The following is a 15,735-nucleotide window of genomic DNA, read 5'->3' as shown; positions in this document are numbered from 1 at the left end:
GTACGGCGTCATCGTCCAAGCTGCCGCTGCGTCAGCGTCAAGGCTGCACCACGGCCGGCCTGTCACCGAGCTGAGGAGCCGACTGAGGCGGTCGGGGCAGCTGAGCGCCTGTCCAGAAGCCTTGCGTGTCTCACCCGGCCACGCGTCCTCGGTCAGCCAGCGTCGCACGGTGGAAGGCGACACCGCGGTCACGATCTGGCGGGTGACGGCCTCACGGGCCAGTTCCGGGCACGACCAGCGTGAGATGGGCACCCCGGTCTCGGCGGGCAGTCGGCAGGCCAGCGCCTTGACCTCGGTGGCCTGCAACGGCGTGAACGAAGCGGGACGCCCGCAGCGTTGACGGTCTTTGAGCCCGGGCAGGCCCGCCTGAGCAAACCGGCCACGCCAGCGGCGCACGGTGTCCAGGTGCAGCCCCGTCTCCCGGGCGATGCGCGCGTTGGAGCGTCCGCGCGCGGCGTGCAGGACGACCTGCGCACGCACCCGCAGCCGGTGCTCGGTCTTGTGGCCGTAGGCCATCTTCTTCAACCGCACGCGTTCGGCGGCGCTCAGGGCTATTGGACAGGCAGCGCGAACGGGCATGGCGGGCGAACCGATCGGCCGAAGTGGATCACTGGCAAGCCACAGCCTGGCCCTGCCCGCCGCGAGGGGGCGAAGCACAGACGTCGTGGCTGGACGCGGCATCCCATGCCATGAGCACCGGGTGGAGACAAGAGGGCCCTGACCGCAGTTGTGTGAGGGCCAGAGCGGTGACGGTCCGGGGGCTGTTGGCGCTCTTTGGATTACCGGTGCGCTCTGGGCGGTCGCATACCGGAACGGTTCGCGGTCTGGTCCGCCAGGTGAGCAGGCCAGAACGGCGGCTGGTCCAGTGACCCCAGACGGTCTGCCACGGGATGCGATGAGTACCGCTTCCGAGCCATGACCGTGCCGTGATTGTCGCGTGCCCCGGTATCCAGTTCGGCCGTCCCAGTACCGGCTTTGTCGCGGAGACGTCTGCGTGCCGCCCAGCCTCACAGATGTCGGCCGGGAAGGTGGGCACGGAGGTGGGATGTGAAACGCCCGGTCACTGGCAGCTGCTAGACGCTGTTGGCGGATTTCCTGTGTCGGCGGAGGTCGCTGGTCAGTAGGTTTGCGGCATCGAAGTATGAGCGGCCTGTTCGGAGGGGGAAGGTGGACAGTTCGCAGGTCACCCTGCGCTTGGAGAAGGGTGTAACGGGGTTCCGAGACGGGAGTGACCCTCCCGTGCCGGCTACCGATCCCAGGGCATGCCGTGTCGCCTGGTATGCCGCGGCGCGGGCTGCGCGCGGGCAGGTCGAGGACTTTACGGAGCAGGAGTACCCGCAGAACTTCCACAGCGCCGCGATCAGTGACCGGGAGGGCATACACATCGCTCTGTTTCACGCTCACTGCCCGTTGGTTGCCTTTGTTGGTGGCCGGCGCTACTGGTACACCGGCCAATTCCAGGAACCTCCTGCCTGGGCCGGCGTCCTCGGCGATGTCGGTTTTGTCGTTTTGAGTGCAGCCCGGCTCCTCTCACCGCTGGTGGAGTCGGACACCTCAGCTCTGTCTGCCGCGGAGTGGCGTCAGATCAAGCACTGGCGGCCGGAGACGCTGGGTGCAACGCTCTTCAACTCGTGGGATTGATGGCCGGCCTCGATGCCGTCTTGGATGCCGGCCTTCCGCGTACTCCTCGGGCGGGCGACGGCAGAAACTCCAACCGGGGCTCCAACACAAGGCTCCCTGAGTTCCCCCACGGGGCAGAGCGAGCGCTGGTGACTGAGCGCCGCAGTTGGCGGCTTTCGCCAACTGCGGCGCTCAAGATTGGCTAGGCTTGGTGCAGAGGAAACACCCGTCCCAGTGCGGCAGCACGCTGAGGATCCGGTGTTGTGGGCATGAGGCCATCGCACGTTCCTCGGGTCCAGGGAAGCCTCCGGCGAGGTGAGTGTCGTCGGCCGGTACGAAGGGCTCGGCCATCGCTTTGAACTGGTGAAGGTAGTCCTGGGCGAAGGAAGGGACGTATCCGAGCTCGCTCCAGCGGTGGCGGCTCAACGCCAGTGCGGTGGCGCGCAGCACGAAGTCCTTCGAACGGGCACGTCTCCTCGGAGTTGTGCCCCACGCGATGTCTTGCAGATCGAAGCCGACGGTCCTCGCCCCATCACGTTCTGGTCCTGCCGTGTCAGAAGAGCCGCGAAGCGGTAGTCCCACACATCGTCAGCGAGATCGGATACCGCCGGCATCAGCACGTCGATGAACGCCTCCGTGCCACCGTTGGACAGGCACAGACTCTGTTCCCCACCACCAAATACGTTCCCGACCGGGCCACGGTACGACGCTCAGTGCTCCGGAGGTGTGCTGATGGAGTCACGCGTCGGCTGATTTACGCGGCGGTAGTGGGGCGGGCCGGTGGCGGGCGTGGCGCCTTGGTGGAGCGGCGTGCGGCGCGCGACGTGGGGACTGGTTACGCGTCACCTGCGGGGCCGCGGTTCAGGCTGGTCAGCTCTCTCCTCGGACGGTCCGCTGTTGCGGCCCGGGTGACGGTGCTGGTCCTGGGGCTTTCGTCGTGGAGAGTGCGGGCATTTCGGGGCTGCATGCGCCTGGCTCCAAGATCGATTGTCAGTGGCGGGTGAGACGATGGGTGCATCGAGCGAGAAAAAGGGGGAGCAGTTATGTCCGGAAGTCAGAACTACATCAATCACGTTGCTCTTGTGTTGGACGCCAGTTCGTCCATGTCGCACCTGAGCCGGAAGGTCGTCGAGGTCGCCGACCAGCAGATTTCGTACCTGGCCCGCCGGTCGAAGGAACTGGACCAGGAAACCCGCGTTACGGTGTATGTGTTCGCGGACAAGGTGGAGTGCGTCATCTACGACAAGGACGTGCTGCGCATGCCGTCCCTGAAGCAGCTGTACCGGGTCGGTGGAATGACGGCTCTGCTGGCGGCCACGCTGAAGTCGCAGAAGGAGCTGGCGCAGACAGCTCAGCTTTACGGTGACCACAGCTTTCTGACGTTCGTGCTGACTGACGGGCAGGAGAACGCAAGTCATCGCTGCCCGGATGCTGCTGCCAGGGATCCGCGTGAACTGGTGCAGGCCGTGGGCAAGATGACCGAGACGCAGGCGGACAACTGGACGCTGGCCGTTCTTGTGCCGGACCAGATGGGCAAGCGCGAGGCCATGCAGTGCGGTTTCCCGAAGGACAACATCGCCATCTGGGACGCCACGAGCACACAGGGTCTGGAGGAGGCTGGGCAGGTCATCCAGCAGGCAACCGAGAAATTCATGGTGGGACGCACCCAGGGCATCCGGGGGTCTCGGGCGGTGTTCTCCACGGGTGCCGAGGCTGTCAACAAGGACACCATAGAGGCGGCCGGTCTCACCCCGGTGAATTCATCCGGGTACCAGCTGATTCCGGTGGCTCGCGAAGCGACGATCCGGGACTGGGTCGTCGAATGCGGACACACTTTCCGCACCGGTTGTGCGTTCTATCAGCTGAGCAAGTCGGAGAAAGTCCAGGCACGGAAGCAGATTGCGGTGCTGGAGAAGAAGACGGACCGGGTGTATGCGGGGCCGGAGGCCCGAGCCCTGCTCGGCCTGCCGGACGAGGAGACTCGCGTCAAGCCGGACCATAACGACGACTTCACGATCTTTGTGCAGAGCACCAGCGTCAACCGGAAGCTGGTACCGCATACACGGCTACTGCTGATGATCTGACGTCTGGAAAGCCCCGCCGATCCGGCCCTCGGCGGGGCTTTCAGCTCGGGCCTGTGAAGGCGAGTTCGTCCGGGTGAAGTCGTTATTCGACGGCTTGCGGCGACCTCGCCGGCTGAGAGGCCAGTGGCGGCGGTGATGTGGTGGTGTGGGGGTGGTGTGCAGGGAGCAGGTCTTCGGGCTACGCGTCTGCGTCCCTCGGATGGCCCGGCCTGGCCGAGCGAGCAGTTGGCCGGCAACCTGTGGGGCTGATTCCTCGGCAGGTGCCATCTGCGTTGTCGCTGAGGCCGTGAAGGGGCAGCGAGCGCTGCCTGCCGGACTGATCTGCCCCGCCCGGGCCCGGCCGCCAGACATTGATCAGACCTTGCCGGTTCTGGATGCAGCACCGGGTGGAGGGTCGGCCCGTAGGGTCGGCGGCGGCGTGTTGGCGGAGGTACGGCGCGCGCGGTTGGCTGTGGTGCGTGGTGTGTGCACGCTGTGGTTTCTGCACCTTTTGGTCTCTGGCAAGGGCTGCTTGCCAGAGGTTGTGGAGAGCCTGGAGGGGTGGGCGAGGGCCGGGGCGGGGGACGGGGCGGGTTGAGGCGGGTGGTGTGAGGTGTGTTCACGGGGGCGTCAGCCACTGGGTGTACCAGGTGTGGAAGCCGGGGCTCGCTAGGACGAAGCCGCCCCAGTCCGGGTCAATCTGCCAGACCTGGCCGGCGCGCGGGCCGGTCAGGATCAGCCGTAGGAAGATGCCGCAGCCCTCTTCGGCCAGCATGAGCGTGCCCGGGGTCAGTTCGTCGGCCGGCGTGCCGATCCGGCCGGGCAGAGGTTCGGTGAGGGGGAACGGTGTGGCGAGTCGGCCCGGCAGCCGGTCTTGTTCCCATTCATCGTCCGCGGCCCACTCCTCGCCGGCCTGCGGGCGGGGGGCGGTCAGCGGCATCAGGCCGTGACCGGGGCCGGCTGGGCCGTTGCCCACTTCCGCGACGAAGGACCGGTAGGCCGACGGCAGTTCGATGCCGTGGGCTTCCTCGAACGCCCTGATCTGCGCCTGGGGCAGCGGCGGCGCCAACTCGTAGCGGTGTGTGTCCGCCCCGAAGCGCGCCCGCTTCGGGTCCCGTGCCGCCATCTGCCGTATGCGAGCGCGTACGGCGTTCTCGTTCCAGCTCCCCATCCAGCGACCGTAGCAACGAGGCCGGTGCCGGTTCTCCGCACTGTGCGCACCGGGCCCGGCGCAGCGGGCAGCGGGCAGCGGGCACACACGTGTCGGCTGACGCACCGGCGCGGGTGGTCCTGGCGATGGTCGTGAGCGTTTGTGGGGAGCCGTGTGTCTGCTGGGGCTGCGGCGGCGGCTGGCCGACTGCGGCTGGGGTAGTGCGGCGGGTGCGGGGAGCGGCGGCTGGGAGTGCGGCTGGGGCTGGGGGTAGCGGGGGGGACCTGGTGTCTTGGGGTCGGACTGGGGGCTGACTGAGGGGGCTGACTGGGGTCATTTCGGGGGCAGTTGGGGGCTGAGGTGGTTCGGGGTCGGGGGCGTGTGGTGTTCTGCGGCTGTGTGGCCGGTCTGCTGGGCGGGGAGGGGGCGTACGCATTCGATGAGGTAGTCGCCGGTGTCCGGGGCGAGGGTGACGCCGTGGGTCTCGCTGTGGAAGCCGGGGAAGCGGCGGTCGAAGGATTCCAGGGCGGTCAGGTAGCGCAGCAGCGGGCCGTCGGGGGTACCGGTGTTTTCGCCGGGCATCAGGACGGGAATACCCGGCGGGGTGACGGTGACCATGGCGGCGGCCACGCGGCCGGCCGCGTCGCTCAGTCTTACGCGCTCGGTGCCGCCGCGGATCAGGCGCTGGTAGCAGTGCCGGGGCGGGGTGACGGGCTCGGGCAGGTCGTGGAAGGCGGCATCGAGCAGCTCGACCAGGCGGGCGTCGCGCAGGTGGTGGTGCATCTGCCGGCACAGGTCGCGCAAGCTCTGGCCGGTGTAACGGTGGGGGTGGGCGGCGACCAGGTCGGGCAGCACGCGCTCCAGGGGTGCGTTGTGGTCGTAGAGCGTTTTGAAGTCCATCAGGGCGTCCATCAGGGTTCCCCACTTGCCCTTGGTGATCCCCATGGAGAAGAGGATGAGTGTGGTGTAGGTGTCGGTCTTCTCCACCACGATGTTCCTGGTGGCCAGGTAGGCGGTGAGGACGCGGGCGGGGATGCCCTGGTCGGACATGCGCCCGGTGGCGTCGATGCCGGGGCAGGTGAGGGTGACCTTGACGGGGTCGAGCAGGCAGTAGCCCTGGGTCAGGCCGGTGAAGCCGTGCCAGCCGGCGTCGGGCTCCAGCTGCCAGCAGGAGGGTTCGGTGCGCAGCAGTTGGGGTGGTGCGTCGGCGAAGGGCAGACGTTCGCCGGTGGCCGGGTCGGTTACGGTCTCGGGCTGCCAGACGCCGAAGAACCAGTCGGGCCGGTCGTCGGCGGCGGCGATGCGCCGGGCGATGCGTACGACGCTCTGGCGGAAGCGGATGGCTTCGGTGACGGCTTCGTCGATGAGGCAGCGGCCCTGGGGGCCGTCCATCATCGCGGTGGCCACGTCGAGGGAGGCGATCATGGGATACAGCGGTGAGGTGGTGCCGTGCATCATGAACGCCTCGTTGAACCGTTCGTGCTCCACCGGCGCCCGGGGGGCGGGTTTGATGTGCACCATGGCGCTCTGGGAGAGGGCGGCCAGCAGCTTGTGGGTGGACTGGGTGGCGAAGACGGTGGGGCGTTCGGGGCCGGGGAAGGTGTCGGGGCCTACTGCCATGGCGTAGCGGCCGGTGTAGAGGGGGTGGAAGCGGGCGTAGGCGAACCAGGCTTCGTCGAAGTGGAGCCGGGGGGTGCTGGGTGCGAGGGCCTGGGCGACCTGGAGGGTGTCGTAGCACAGGCCGTCGTAGGTGGAGTTGGTCAGCACCGCGTACTGGGCCTGGGGCGAGACGGCGCCCTGGGTCAGGGGGTTGCGGCTGGTGCGGGAGGCGACCGAGGGTGGCTGGATCTCGGCGGGTGGCAGGGGGCCTGCCAGTCCGTAGCCGTTGCGGGTGGGGACCAGGTAGACCGGCCGGGCTCCGGAGAGGACCAGGCCGTGCAGCACCGATTTGTGGCAGTTGCGGTCCACCAGTGCGATCTCGTCCTGGGTGACGCTGAAGTGACCGACCATCCGGTCGCAGGTGGAGTCACCGTGGAGGACGAAGTAGGTGCGGTCGGCGCCGAAGACGCGGGCGGCGTTGCGTTCCGCCGCGCCGATGGGGCCGGTGTGTTCGAAGAGGGAACCGAGTTCGGCGACGGAGATCGACAGGTCGCTGCGCAGCAGCCGTTCTCCGAAGTAGTCGTGGAAGGCCCGGCCGACGGGGGACTTGAGGAAGGCGACCCCGCCGGAGTGGGCCGGGGTGTGCCAGGAGTATTCGTGTGCGTGGTCGAAGCGGCGCAGGGCCTCGAAGAACGGTGGCAGCAGGTTGTTCTGGTAGCTGCGGGCGGCGCCGGCGATGCGTCCGGCGATGAAGGGTGCGGTGTCCTCCAGCGGCCAGATGTAGCCGATCACCCCTTCGGCCACCCACAGGGGCAGGTGTTCGAGGTCTTCGCCGTCCGTGACCAGGAAGACGGGGAGGTGGTGAAAGCGCCGGCCGGCGTGGCGCAGTACCGCGGCTCCGCCTGTCTCGTCGCCGTCTGTGGCGGTCTGGGGAAGGTCCCAGTCGATCACGGCGGCGGCCAGGCCTGCCTCGGTGCGCAGCACTGCCTGGGCGTCGCCGGCGGTGGTGGCCCAGCGCACCTCGAGGCCCCGCATCTTGAGCTCGCTGCGGATGGTGCGCAGTTGCTCGGCGGTGGTGCCTTCGCTGTGCGGGAGCTCGCGTAGCGCGAACAGAATCGTCCCGTCGGTCATAGTGGCCCTTTGCTCTGCGCGTGTCGGTGAGGTCTGCTGTGTGCGCCGTGTGTGCTGTCCGAGAGGCAACCGGTGTGTGCGTCATGCGTGCTGTTTGAGAGGCAACCGGAAGATCGCCGGCAGCGGCCCGGTGACGGGGCGAAACCACTCCGATGAGGGAAACGCCGTATCTGACGGTGGTGTGTGAGCGTGGTGGCGGCGGGCTTCGGCGGGGCTGCTGCGTGCTGAGGGCTACTGCCTCTGCGGCAGGCAGACCGGTGAGGAGGGGCCCTGCTGAGGCTCCGCCCGCGTTCGGCGGCAGGCAGCGGTGCCGAGGGACGCGGTGAGGATCCGCTGGCCGGCCGGCATGTGACGTCCCGGTGCGTCCGCTGCTACACCGGTGGGCGAATCGTCCTCCCGCCCTCCCTCTTCCCGCTCCCGCTCCCGCTCCCGCTGTGAGACGGTCTCGGTCCGTGGCGCCGGCACGCGGCGGCCCGTGCCACACGGCTGCCGCCGCAGCCGGTTGACGGCGGGCCTCCATGAAATCGCAGTGATGAGCGGCTCTTCTCCCAGCCTGCCGCCCGTCCCGGCTGGGGTGATCGCGATCTGCCTCCAGCTGGAGCTGGAGCGCATGCGCCGACGCGTCGGCGCGGCCGAGATACGGGAGACCGAGGTAGGGAGGCCGAGGTACGGAAGCAGGAGCGGGAGCCGGAGGTGTCCTGCCCAGGCCGCAGTTCGCGCGGTGCCGCCGACGACCTGGAACCCGTAGCGCACCGTGGAGCGCATCGCCCTGTTCCTCCGCCGCCCGGAACGAGCTCGGCCCGCACAGCCAGACAGGTGGGCAGCGCCCGCTTGCTCTGGGCGGACAGATAATCTGGGCCCGTCAGCGAAGATCACAGAAGGGCGGAGCACATGGCAGACATCATGGAGACGGCGGCGCGGAAGGTCTTCGAGCGCTACGACATCGACGGGGACGGCCAGGTCACCGCGGACGAATACCGCAAGGTCGTGGCGGAGCTGGAGGGCTCGCAGATCACCGAAGCGCAGGCCCAGGAACTGATCGACTCACTCGACACCAACGGCGACCGCCAGATGTCGTTCGAGGAGTTCTGGGCCGCCATGAAGGGCTGACCCTGCCGGACCCGACACATGACGGGGTGCCGCAGGCGCTGCGGCCCCTTCGCCTCCATCTCGTGGACCGTGGACGCTCACAGCGAGACCACGCCCGTACTCCCGCAAAAGCTCCGGGCCAAGAGGACTGCAAGGGCTTGCAACCGCTGTAAGGGGCAAGAGAGTGAGTGGGATGTGCACGAGGTGAGCAGCGCGCAGGGATCACCGTCCTGATGTCCGCCGTTCCGCATACGGGACGGCGGCGCTGCAACAGCTGTGACAACGAAACCAGAGCCCCGGCTGGTGGGTGGTTGAGCCGGCCGAACACACCCGTACGCGAAGGCCCCGAGCCCATCCGGCCCGGGGCCTCGTACTGTCAGCACCCGCACGGGAAGGCAAGCCGGGCCGGCTACGAGCACCATGCGGCGACCATCCCGGTGAGGGCACTGTCGGCCGACCGGGGAGGGCGCTGCCGGCGTCGATGACAGTCCGATGCCCCGGGCAGGAGTCGAGCAGCCGGTCCCCGCGCGCAACTGCGGCTCGCCTGACTCATCAACGCGTGGCTCGGTAGGCGAGGCGGACAAGGTCTGTTCAAAGCACATACAGGCAGCAAATAAGAGGTAGCAGGCAGGAGGCATGGGGCTGCGCTGTTCGGCGCGCAGCGGGGGACATCCCGCCGTGGCGGTCTGTGCAAAAGATCCCAGCATCCCTCGACCACGATGTGAACCGGCATCCGGGCGTATCGGGCCGTCAGACCGATCAAGTCAGCGTGCGCGGCTCCAGGCCGGCCCGCTCACACAGCACGACCCGCACGATCCGGCAGAGATTGTCTGACCGACCGGCACCAGGCCACGGCCCAACCCCTCGCGGAGCCGGCCGCGACGCCCAGCTTTCCCAGCGCACTGTTTCCACGCGCACGACCAGCCGGGTCTCTGCCATGCCCACTCTCATCCCATCATGCTGGCAACGACTACCAGCAGCGGCAGCGATCAGCAAACGGCGGGCAGCGGGCAGCGCCGTGGCGTATCACGCTCCCCCAGCGCCCGACTCCCTGCCTCAGCAGGTCAGGAGTGCAACGCGAGCGGTGTTACAGGGCACGTAGCAGGCCGCGCCGCCAGGCCCCCGAGGGTGCTGAACAGGAGAACACCAGCGCTCACCCGCTGGCCTGGTGGCCGAGTGCCAGGCCAGCCTGCCCGGCCGCCCTTACCGCACCCCACGAGCCCGGATGCTCTACTTGCCCACCCACCCTCTGCCCTGCACCCGCCAGCCAGCCATAGACCGCAGACCATCAGCAGACAAATCCAGCCGGAGCGGAAGGCCGGTTGCGCTCTGACGGCAATCCTCGGCGTGGCACCCGAGCAGTATCCGGGCGCCGGCCACACCCGGGTTACAGTCGAACTGACTCCCCGGGAACGGTCCGCCAGGAGCAGACGGACCTTGTCGAGGCGACGGGGCGACGTCCGCCCACCGAGGCCCTTGGCCTGCACGGTGGGCCTGGGCACCAAGCTGAAGCAGCCCAGCGCAAACGAAGCCGGCGCCGACCGGACCGGCTCAACGAAGGGAAGGAGAGGCCGGACCTGCGTGTACACGGTCGACAACAGTGTGCTCGATACCCACGCCATACACCCCTCCCCCACCGCCGGCCCCGGTCCGCCCCCGGAAACGCCCTGCGCCAGGAAGCCGGACGTGAACACCCGGTGCATCAGCTCCCGCCCACACAGCGCGCCGGCAACCCTCGGGCTCGTGCCGGAGCCGCCCCGGTCACGCGGCGCGTGCTGGAGAGCCCCGCCGCACCCCGACGGAACAGACCGAGCGCGCTCCCGGCCGGCGCCGCTCGTGGCAAAACCACCGGCGAGGCCGCACCTGCCGGCCTGGCCACAGGCACACCTGCGGCGCGAGCACCGGGACCTTCCACGTGCCGGCAGCACACTACGAGGCCCGTGGGTGCCAGACCCGCAAGATCGCAGAGAGAGCCGGGAGGTAACCCTCTGCACCCGCTGGTGAACCGCAAGAAAGTCACTGCGGCCGCTCCGGTCCCGAACGCAGGGCCGGCCGCAAGCCACGGCCGCCTGCGCACCGAGCCCTCAGCGCTCAGGACTCAGGACTCAGGACTCAGGACTCAGCGTCGACTGTCGTCGCGTCACATCCTTTGCAGGAGACCCCATGGACTACTTCGACCTCGGGACCTTCACCCGGCCCGTATCGACACGTTCGCCCCAAGCACAGCGCTGGTTCGACCGTGGCCTCGTATGGAGCTACGCGTTCAACCACGAAGAGGCCGTCACCTGCTTCGAATCGGCGGCGGCCGCGGATCCCGGCTGCGCCATGGCCTACTGGGGCATCGCCTACGCGCTGGGCCCCAACTACAACAAGCCCTGGGATTCCTTCGACGACGCCGATCTCCAGCACACAGTGGAACGGGCACACACCGCCGTCGAACAGGCCCACGCACGGTGCGAGGAAGCCACGCCGATCGAGCGCGCACTCATCGAAGCACTGCGCCGGCGCTACCCCGCCCCACACGCCGCGCAGGACTGTTCCGCGTGGAACGAGCCCTACGCCCAGGCCATGCGCACCGTATACGCACTCGCGCCCGACGACCTCGACGTCGCCATCCTCTACGCGGACGCGTTGATGAACCTCACCCCGTGGAAGCTGTGGGACCTGCGCACGGGCGAGCCCGCCGTCGGCGCACGCACACTGGAGGCGAAAGCCGTCCTCGACCGCGCGCTGCTGACCACGGCCGGCACCGAACACCCGGGCACACTGCACCTGTACATCCATCTGATGGAGATGTCGCCGACCCCGGAGAAGGCCCTCGCGGTCGCCGACCGGCTGCCAGGACTGGTCCCGGACGCGGGCCACCTGCACCACATGCCCTCACACCTCGACGTACTGTGCGGGGACTACCGGCGGGTCGTCTCGGGCAACAGCGACGCGATCAAGGCCGACGCGAAGTACCTGCGGCGAGCCGGCGCGATGAACTTCTACACCCTGTATCGCGCGCACAACTACCACTTCAAAATCTACGGCGCGATGTTCCTCGGCCAGTCGGGGACGGCGCTGGAGACCGCCGCGCAACTCGAGGCGTCCATCCCCGAGGAACTGCTGCGCGTCCAGAGCCCGCCCATGGCCGACTGGCTGGAGGGCTTCCTCGCCATGCGGGTGCACGTACTGATCCGCTTCGGCCGGTGGGCGGACATCCTCACGCTGCCGATGCCCACCGACCCCGAGCTGTACTGCGTCACCACCGCGATGCTGCACTACGCACGCGCAGTGGCCTACTCCGCCACAGGGGCGACGACCGCAGCCGAGACCGAACGAGAACTCTTCCGCCACACCACCGAACAAGTCCCCCGGACACGGATGCTGTTCAACAACACCTGCCGGGACATCCTCGCGATCGCCTCCGCCATGCTCGACGGCGAACTCGCCTACCGCAAAGGCGCCTACGACACCGCGTTCACCTGCCTGGAACGCTCCATCGAACTCGACGACAACCTGCCCTACGACGAACCCTGGGGCTGGATGCAACCCACCCGCCACGCCTACGGCGCACTCCTGCTCGAACAGGGCCGGGTCGAAGAAGCCGAAGCCGTCTACCGGGCCGACCTCGGACTCGACCACACCCTCCCCCGAACCCTGCAACATCCAGGAAACGTCTGGGCCCTCCACGGCTTCCACGAATGCCTCATACAGCTCGGCAGGACAGCAGAAGCCCACCTCATCGCCCAGCAACTCACCCTGGCCACCGCACTCGCGGACGTCCCCGTCGAAGCATCATGCTTCTGCCGCCTCAAAACCACAGACCCGGACAGCAACAACCACCCCGACTGAACCGCGAGGACCTGCGCTCCCAAATCCTCGCCGCCTCCTGGCCTGCACACCCACGCTGCCGCCGCCGGCCGAACGACACAAAGATCTCCCGGACCGAGGATCTCTCGGCACACGCCAAGGCCCCATGGAGGGGCACTGGCACCACCACTCGCTCCGGGCCCGGCGCGACACGAGAGGCACCTGTGCGGCGGTGCTGCACACAGGAAACCGGGCGTGCCGAAGACAGCCCAACCGGCATGTGGCACCGGGTGAGTAATTCCGCCCACGCACACCACCTTCACCACGTACGCCACCCTTGGAGGCACGCCCTCAGAACCTTTCTCGCCACCTTGGCCGCTTGCCCCGCCGGCTTGCCTGCCCCATCGCCACCCGCGTGGACGAGCTGCGCGGTCCCACTGGCGCCCACTGCTGAAGAGGGGGGCTTCCGTTACGAACGCTGGGCAGACGTGCGTCACGCGCGAATCGCCGGATGGCACGGGATGGCACGGGATGGCACGGGATGGCCAACTGGATCAAGGCGGTGATCAGCCTGGTCGGGGTGTGCGGGCTCATCGTCCTGCCGGACACCGCCCGTACGCGGCGAAGTTGGGTGTCCACCACGCCTGTGCGTCCGCGGTGACCGCGAAGGCCTCGATCCCGTCCAGCGACCGCAGCCACTCGCGAGAGGCGTCGCCCATGGCGAAGGCGGCCGTGGCGAGCGTGTCCACCTCGGTGAGGTGGCGGCCGACCAGCGTGATCGACGCAAGGTCCGTCGCCGGCCGGCCGGTGTGCGGGTCGAGGATGTGCGGGCCGCGCTCGGCGGTGCCGGATGTCGCGACGGCCAGGTCCCGGCCGGTGACGACAGTGGTGAGGTCACCGGGACACAGCGGGTGGGCGACGCCTATCTGCCAGGGCCGGCCGGGCGCGGCCTCGCCCCGGGTCTGGATGTCGCCGCCGCCGTTGACGCTGTGATGGCGGGCGCCCGCGTCGTACAGCAGCTGCGAGGCACGCTCGACTGCCCAGCCCTTGACGACGGCCGACGGGTCGAGGCGGCCTCCGGGGGTGGCGGAGAACCAGCCGTTGCTGGAGCGCGCGGCGGCCCGGCACAGCTCAAGGACCTCTGCCACCTCGGGGTCGCACTGTCGCTCCGTCAGCTCGCCGCGGCCCAGGCGGCTGATCTGGCTGCCGGGGCGGTAGGTCGAGAAGACCTCGTCCACTCGGTGCAGCCAGGCCACGGCGTCGGCCAGTGCCCGGGCGACCGCGCGGGTCGGTGCGCCGCGGATGTCGAAGGAGAACACGGTGCCCATGGCGTGCTCGGCGTGGCGCACCGCGCCGGGCTCAGTCATGGGCACGGTCCAGGGCGCTCTGTAGCGAGGAGATATAGCCCTGACTGGTGAACGTCGCCCCGGACACGGCGTCGATCTTCGCGCTCTGCGCGGCCAGCGCCTTTTGCCTGAGCCGGGGTACGGCGTCGGCACTGGCGCCCTCGTCGTGCTCGCCCTTGAGCGCGGTGATCGTGGTCAGCCTGCCCTTGACCAGGGTGACCCGCACCTGCACCGGGCCACGTGCGGTGTCGATGGTGTCGCCGGTGAAGGTCCCCGACGTCCCGTCGCGCTCCCGGGGTGACGGGACGCCGCTCGGTGACGCGCTGGGGGCGGGCCCGGCCGGCGGGGCGGCTGCGGCCGCCGGAGTCTGGTGCGGCTTCAGGGCCAGCATCAGGAAGAGACCTGCGACGGTGGCGGTGGTGGCGGCAATGGCTCGCTTCATGGTGCGGTCTCCTCAGAACGCGAACGACTCGTGGTGGATGCGGCGGCGCGGTACTCCGGCGCCGTGCAGGGCGCTTTTGGCGGCCTCGGTCATCCCCGGCGGCCCGCACAGGTAGACGTCATGGGAGGCCAGGTCGGGGATCAGGTCGCACAATGCGTCCGCCGTCAGCGGCAGGGAGTTCCCGGCCCCTTCGCCGAGTGCGTAGTGCACCTGCGCGCCACGGGCGGCAGCTATGTCCTCCAGCTCGTTGCGCAGCGCGAGGTCCTCCGCACGCCGGGCGAAGTACACCAGGGTCACCTCGCCGGGCAGGGTCTCGAACAGCGGCCGCAGCGGGGTGATGCCGACACCGCCGCCCAGCAGCAGCACCTTCGCACTGCTGCGACGGGCGGCCGTGAAGGCTCCGTAGGGCCCTTCCGCCCACACCCGCGTGCCGGGCCGGAGCCGGGCCACTGCCCGGCTGTGGCCGCCGGCCTCCTTCACGGTGATCCGCAGTTCGCTCGGGCCGGCCGGCGCGGAGAGCGAGAACGGGTTGGCGGTCCACCACTGGCCGGGGGCGAGGAAGCGCCAGCGGAAGAACTGGCCGGGCTGCGCCCCCAGTTCTTCCAGCCGCTTTCCCGTCAGGTAGACCGAGACGACCCCGGGAGCCTCCGGGTGGACTTCGGCGACCCGCAGCCGGTGCCGTAGCGCCCGCCGCAGGGGGGTGAGAAAGCGGTTCCACAGCAGCAGCGCCGCGACCCCGAGGTACAGCGTGTACCAGGCGAGTCGGGCCGGCCGGTCGGCCACGAAGTCCTCGCCGTTCGACAGTTGGTGGAAGAAGGCCAGGAACACCGCGAGATAGGTGCAGAAGTGCAGATAGTGCCAGGTCTCATAGCTCATGCGGCGGCGGGCGGCGCGGGCGGACACCACCCCCACACCGACGAGCAGCAGCAGGCCGATCGTGGCCCACAGCACGTCCTGGTACTGGAACACCAGGGTCGTCGTCTGGTCGAACACGTTGGTTCGCGCGGTGATCGAGGAGCCCCAGATGATCAGCGCGGTGTGGGCGAGGGCAAGGAACACGGTGTACCGCCCGCCCGTCGCATGCCAGCGGGCGAGCCGGTCGGTACCCACCACCCGGTCCAGCACCGGCACCCGCGCCATCAGGGCGAGCAGGACCGCGCAGGCATAGCCCGCGAGCAGCCCGGTGATCCGGCCCGCGCCGGTCAGCCAGCCGTCGAGGCCGACGACCGACGGTGTGTGGCGCCACCACAGGGCGAGCACGGCGACGGCACCGCCGTAGATCACCACCAGGAAGCCTTCCGGGGGTACGCGCCGGGCCGGCGGTGGTGCGTGTCGCGGAACGTACTTGCCGGTGCGGGTGTGCGGGACAGCGGTCATGAGGACTCCCCTCGGCGAACGGATCAGGCCACCGGCGGGGTCCTGCGTCAGGCGGCGGCCCCGTCGGTCGGCACACCGTGGCAGCGCAACTTCTGGATTTCCGCTGAAAGGGGAGCTACGGGC

At 69.1% G+C, this 15,735-nt stretch carries 9 protein-coding genes and 1 pseudogene; 4 read left to right on the top strand and 6 right to left on the bottom strand.

Translation table 11 applies throughout. The annotated features are described in order from the left end of the window. Window positions 1–213: 213 nt before the first annotated feature. Window positions 214–516 (bottom strand): annotated as a pseudogene (locus M8I34_RS14015) (helix-turn-helix domain-containing protein); the annotation flags it as partial. A 723-nt stretch (window positions 517–1,239) separates the two neighbouring features. Between M8I34_RS14015 and M8I34_RS14010 the strand changes: the two are divergent. Together M8I34_RS14010 and M8I34_RS14005 are read left to right on the top strand one after the other, a co-directional pair. Beyond that, window positions 1,240–1,641 (top strand): hypothetical protein, encoded by a 402-nt coding sequence (locus tag M8I34_RS14010; protein ID WP_250049782.1) that lies wholly within the window; start codon window positions 1,240–1,242, stop codon window positions 1,639–1,641. A gap of 1,022 nt (window positions 1,642–2,663) precedes the next feature. Continuing rightward, complete coding sequence (locus tag M8I34_RS14005) at window positions 2,664–3,704, top strand: vWA domain-containing protein (RefSeq protein WP_250049781.1); 1,041 nt, start codon at window positions 2,664–2,666, stop codon at window positions 3,702–3,704. 598 nt (window positions 3,705–4,302) lie between these two features. On the opposite strand, the gene M8I34_RS14000 is transcribed toward M8I34_RS14005, so the two are convergent. Both M8I34_RS14000 and M8I34_RS13995 read right to left on the bottom strand, forming a co-directional pair. Then, on the bottom strand, window positions 4,303–4,854 hold the full coding sequence (locus M8I34_RS14000) for an SMI1/KNR4 family protein (RefSeq protein ID WP_250049780.1): 552 nt from the start codon (window positions 4,852–4,854) through the stop codon (window positions 4,303–4,305). A 312-nt stretch (window positions 4,855–5,166) separates the two neighbouring features. After that, window positions 5,167–7,563: an Orn/Lys/Arg decarboxylase N-terminal domain-containing protein gene (locus M8I34_RS13995; RefSeq protein ID WP_250049779.1), complete on the bottom strand. Its 2,397-nt coding sequence runs from the start codon at window positions 7,561–7,563 to the stop codon at window positions 5,167–5,169. An 891-nt stretch (window positions 7,564–8,454) separates the two neighbouring features. On the opposite strand from M8I34_RS13995, the gene M8I34_RS13990 reads away from it, so the two are divergent. After that, window positions 8,455–8,673: an EF-hand domain-containing protein gene (locus M8I34_RS13990; RefSeq protein ID WP_030987670.1), complete on the top strand. Its 219-nt coding sequence runs from the start codon at window positions 8,455–8,457 to the stop codon at window positions 8,671–8,673. A gap of 2,142 nt (window positions 8,674–10,815) precedes the next feature. Next, window positions 10,816–12,489, top strand: coding sequence for a hypothetical protein (locus tag M8I34_RS13985; protein WP_250049778.1), 1,674 nt, complete (start codon window positions 10,816–10,818; stop codon window positions 12,487–12,489). A 548-nt stretch (window positions 12,490–13,037) separates the two neighbouring features. Here M8I34_RS13985 and M8I34_RS13980 read toward each other — a convergent pair. Genes M8I34_RS13980 through M8I34_RS13970 form a run of 3 tightly spaced genes read right to left on the bottom strand, consistent with a single transcriptional unit; the run spans window position 13,038 to window position 15,612 of the window. Continuing rightward, complete coding sequence (locus M8I34_RS13980; RefSeq protein ID WP_250049777.1) at window positions 13,038–13,814, bottom strand: FAD:protein FMN transferase; 777 nt, start codon at window positions 13,812–13,814, stop codon at window positions 13,038–13,040. Beyond that, the gene (locus tag M8I34_RS13975) at window positions 13,807–14,235 is read right to left on the bottom strand and encodes an FMN-binding protein (protein ID WP_250049776.1); all 429 of its coding nucleotides are present in this window, start codon (window positions 14,233–14,235) and stop codon (window positions 13,807–13,809) included. The genes M8I34_RS13980 and M8I34_RS13975 overlap by 8 nt, the downstream gene beginning before the upstream one ends. A 12-nt stretch (window positions 14,236–14,247) precedes the next feature. Beyond that, entirely contained in the window at window positions 14,248–15,612 is a 1,365-nt protein-coding gene (locus M8I34_RS13970) for a ferric reductase-like transmembrane domain-containing protein (protein WP_250049775.1), read from the bottom strand. Between the last annotated feature and the right edge of the window lie 123 nt (window positions 15,613–15,735).

The sequence above is a fragment of the Streptomyces sp. MCA2 genome, assembly GCF_023544705.1.
Lineage (GTDB): Bacteria > Actinomycetota > Actinomycetes > Streptomycetales > Streptomycetaceae > Streptomyces > Streptomyces decoyicus.
This window is presented reverse-complemented; position numbering and strand designations above follow the sequence as displayed.

Excerpts from the sequence above, each read along its gene's own strand:
- M8I34_RS14005 (WP_250049781.1), top strand. The coding sequence starts at position 2,664 with ATGTCCGGAAGTCAGAACTACATCAATCACGTTGCTCTTGTGTTGGAC.
- M8I34_RS14000 (WP_250049780.1), bottom strand. The coding sequence starts at position 4,854 with ATGGGGAGCTGGAACGAGAACGCCGTACGCGCTCGCATACGGCAGATG.
- M8I34_RS13995 (WP_250049779.1), bottom strand. The coding sequence starts at position 7,563 with ATGACCGACGGGACGATTCTGTTCGCGCTACGCGAGCTCCCGCACAGC.
- M8I34_RS13990 (WP_030987670.1), top strand. The coding sequence starts at position 8,455 with ATGGCAGACATCATGGAGACGGCGGCGCGGAAGGTCTTCGAGCGCTAC.
- M8I34_RS13985 (WP_250049778.1), top strand. The coding sequence starts at position 10,816 with ATGGACTACTTCGACCTCGGGACCTTCACCCGGCCCGTATCGACACGT.
- M8I34_RS13980 (WP_250049777.1), bottom strand. The coding sequence starts at position 13,814 with ATGACTGAGCCCGGCGCGGTGCGCCACGCCGAGCACGCCATGGGCACC.
- M8I34_RS13975 (WP_250049776.1), bottom strand. The coding sequence starts at position 14,235 with ATGAAGCGAGCCATTGCCGCCACCACCGCCACCGTCGCAGGTCTCTTC.
- M8I34_RS13970 (WP_250049775.1), bottom strand. The coding sequence starts at position 15,612 with ATGACCGCTGTCCCGCACACCCGCACCGGCAAGTACGTTCCGCGACAC.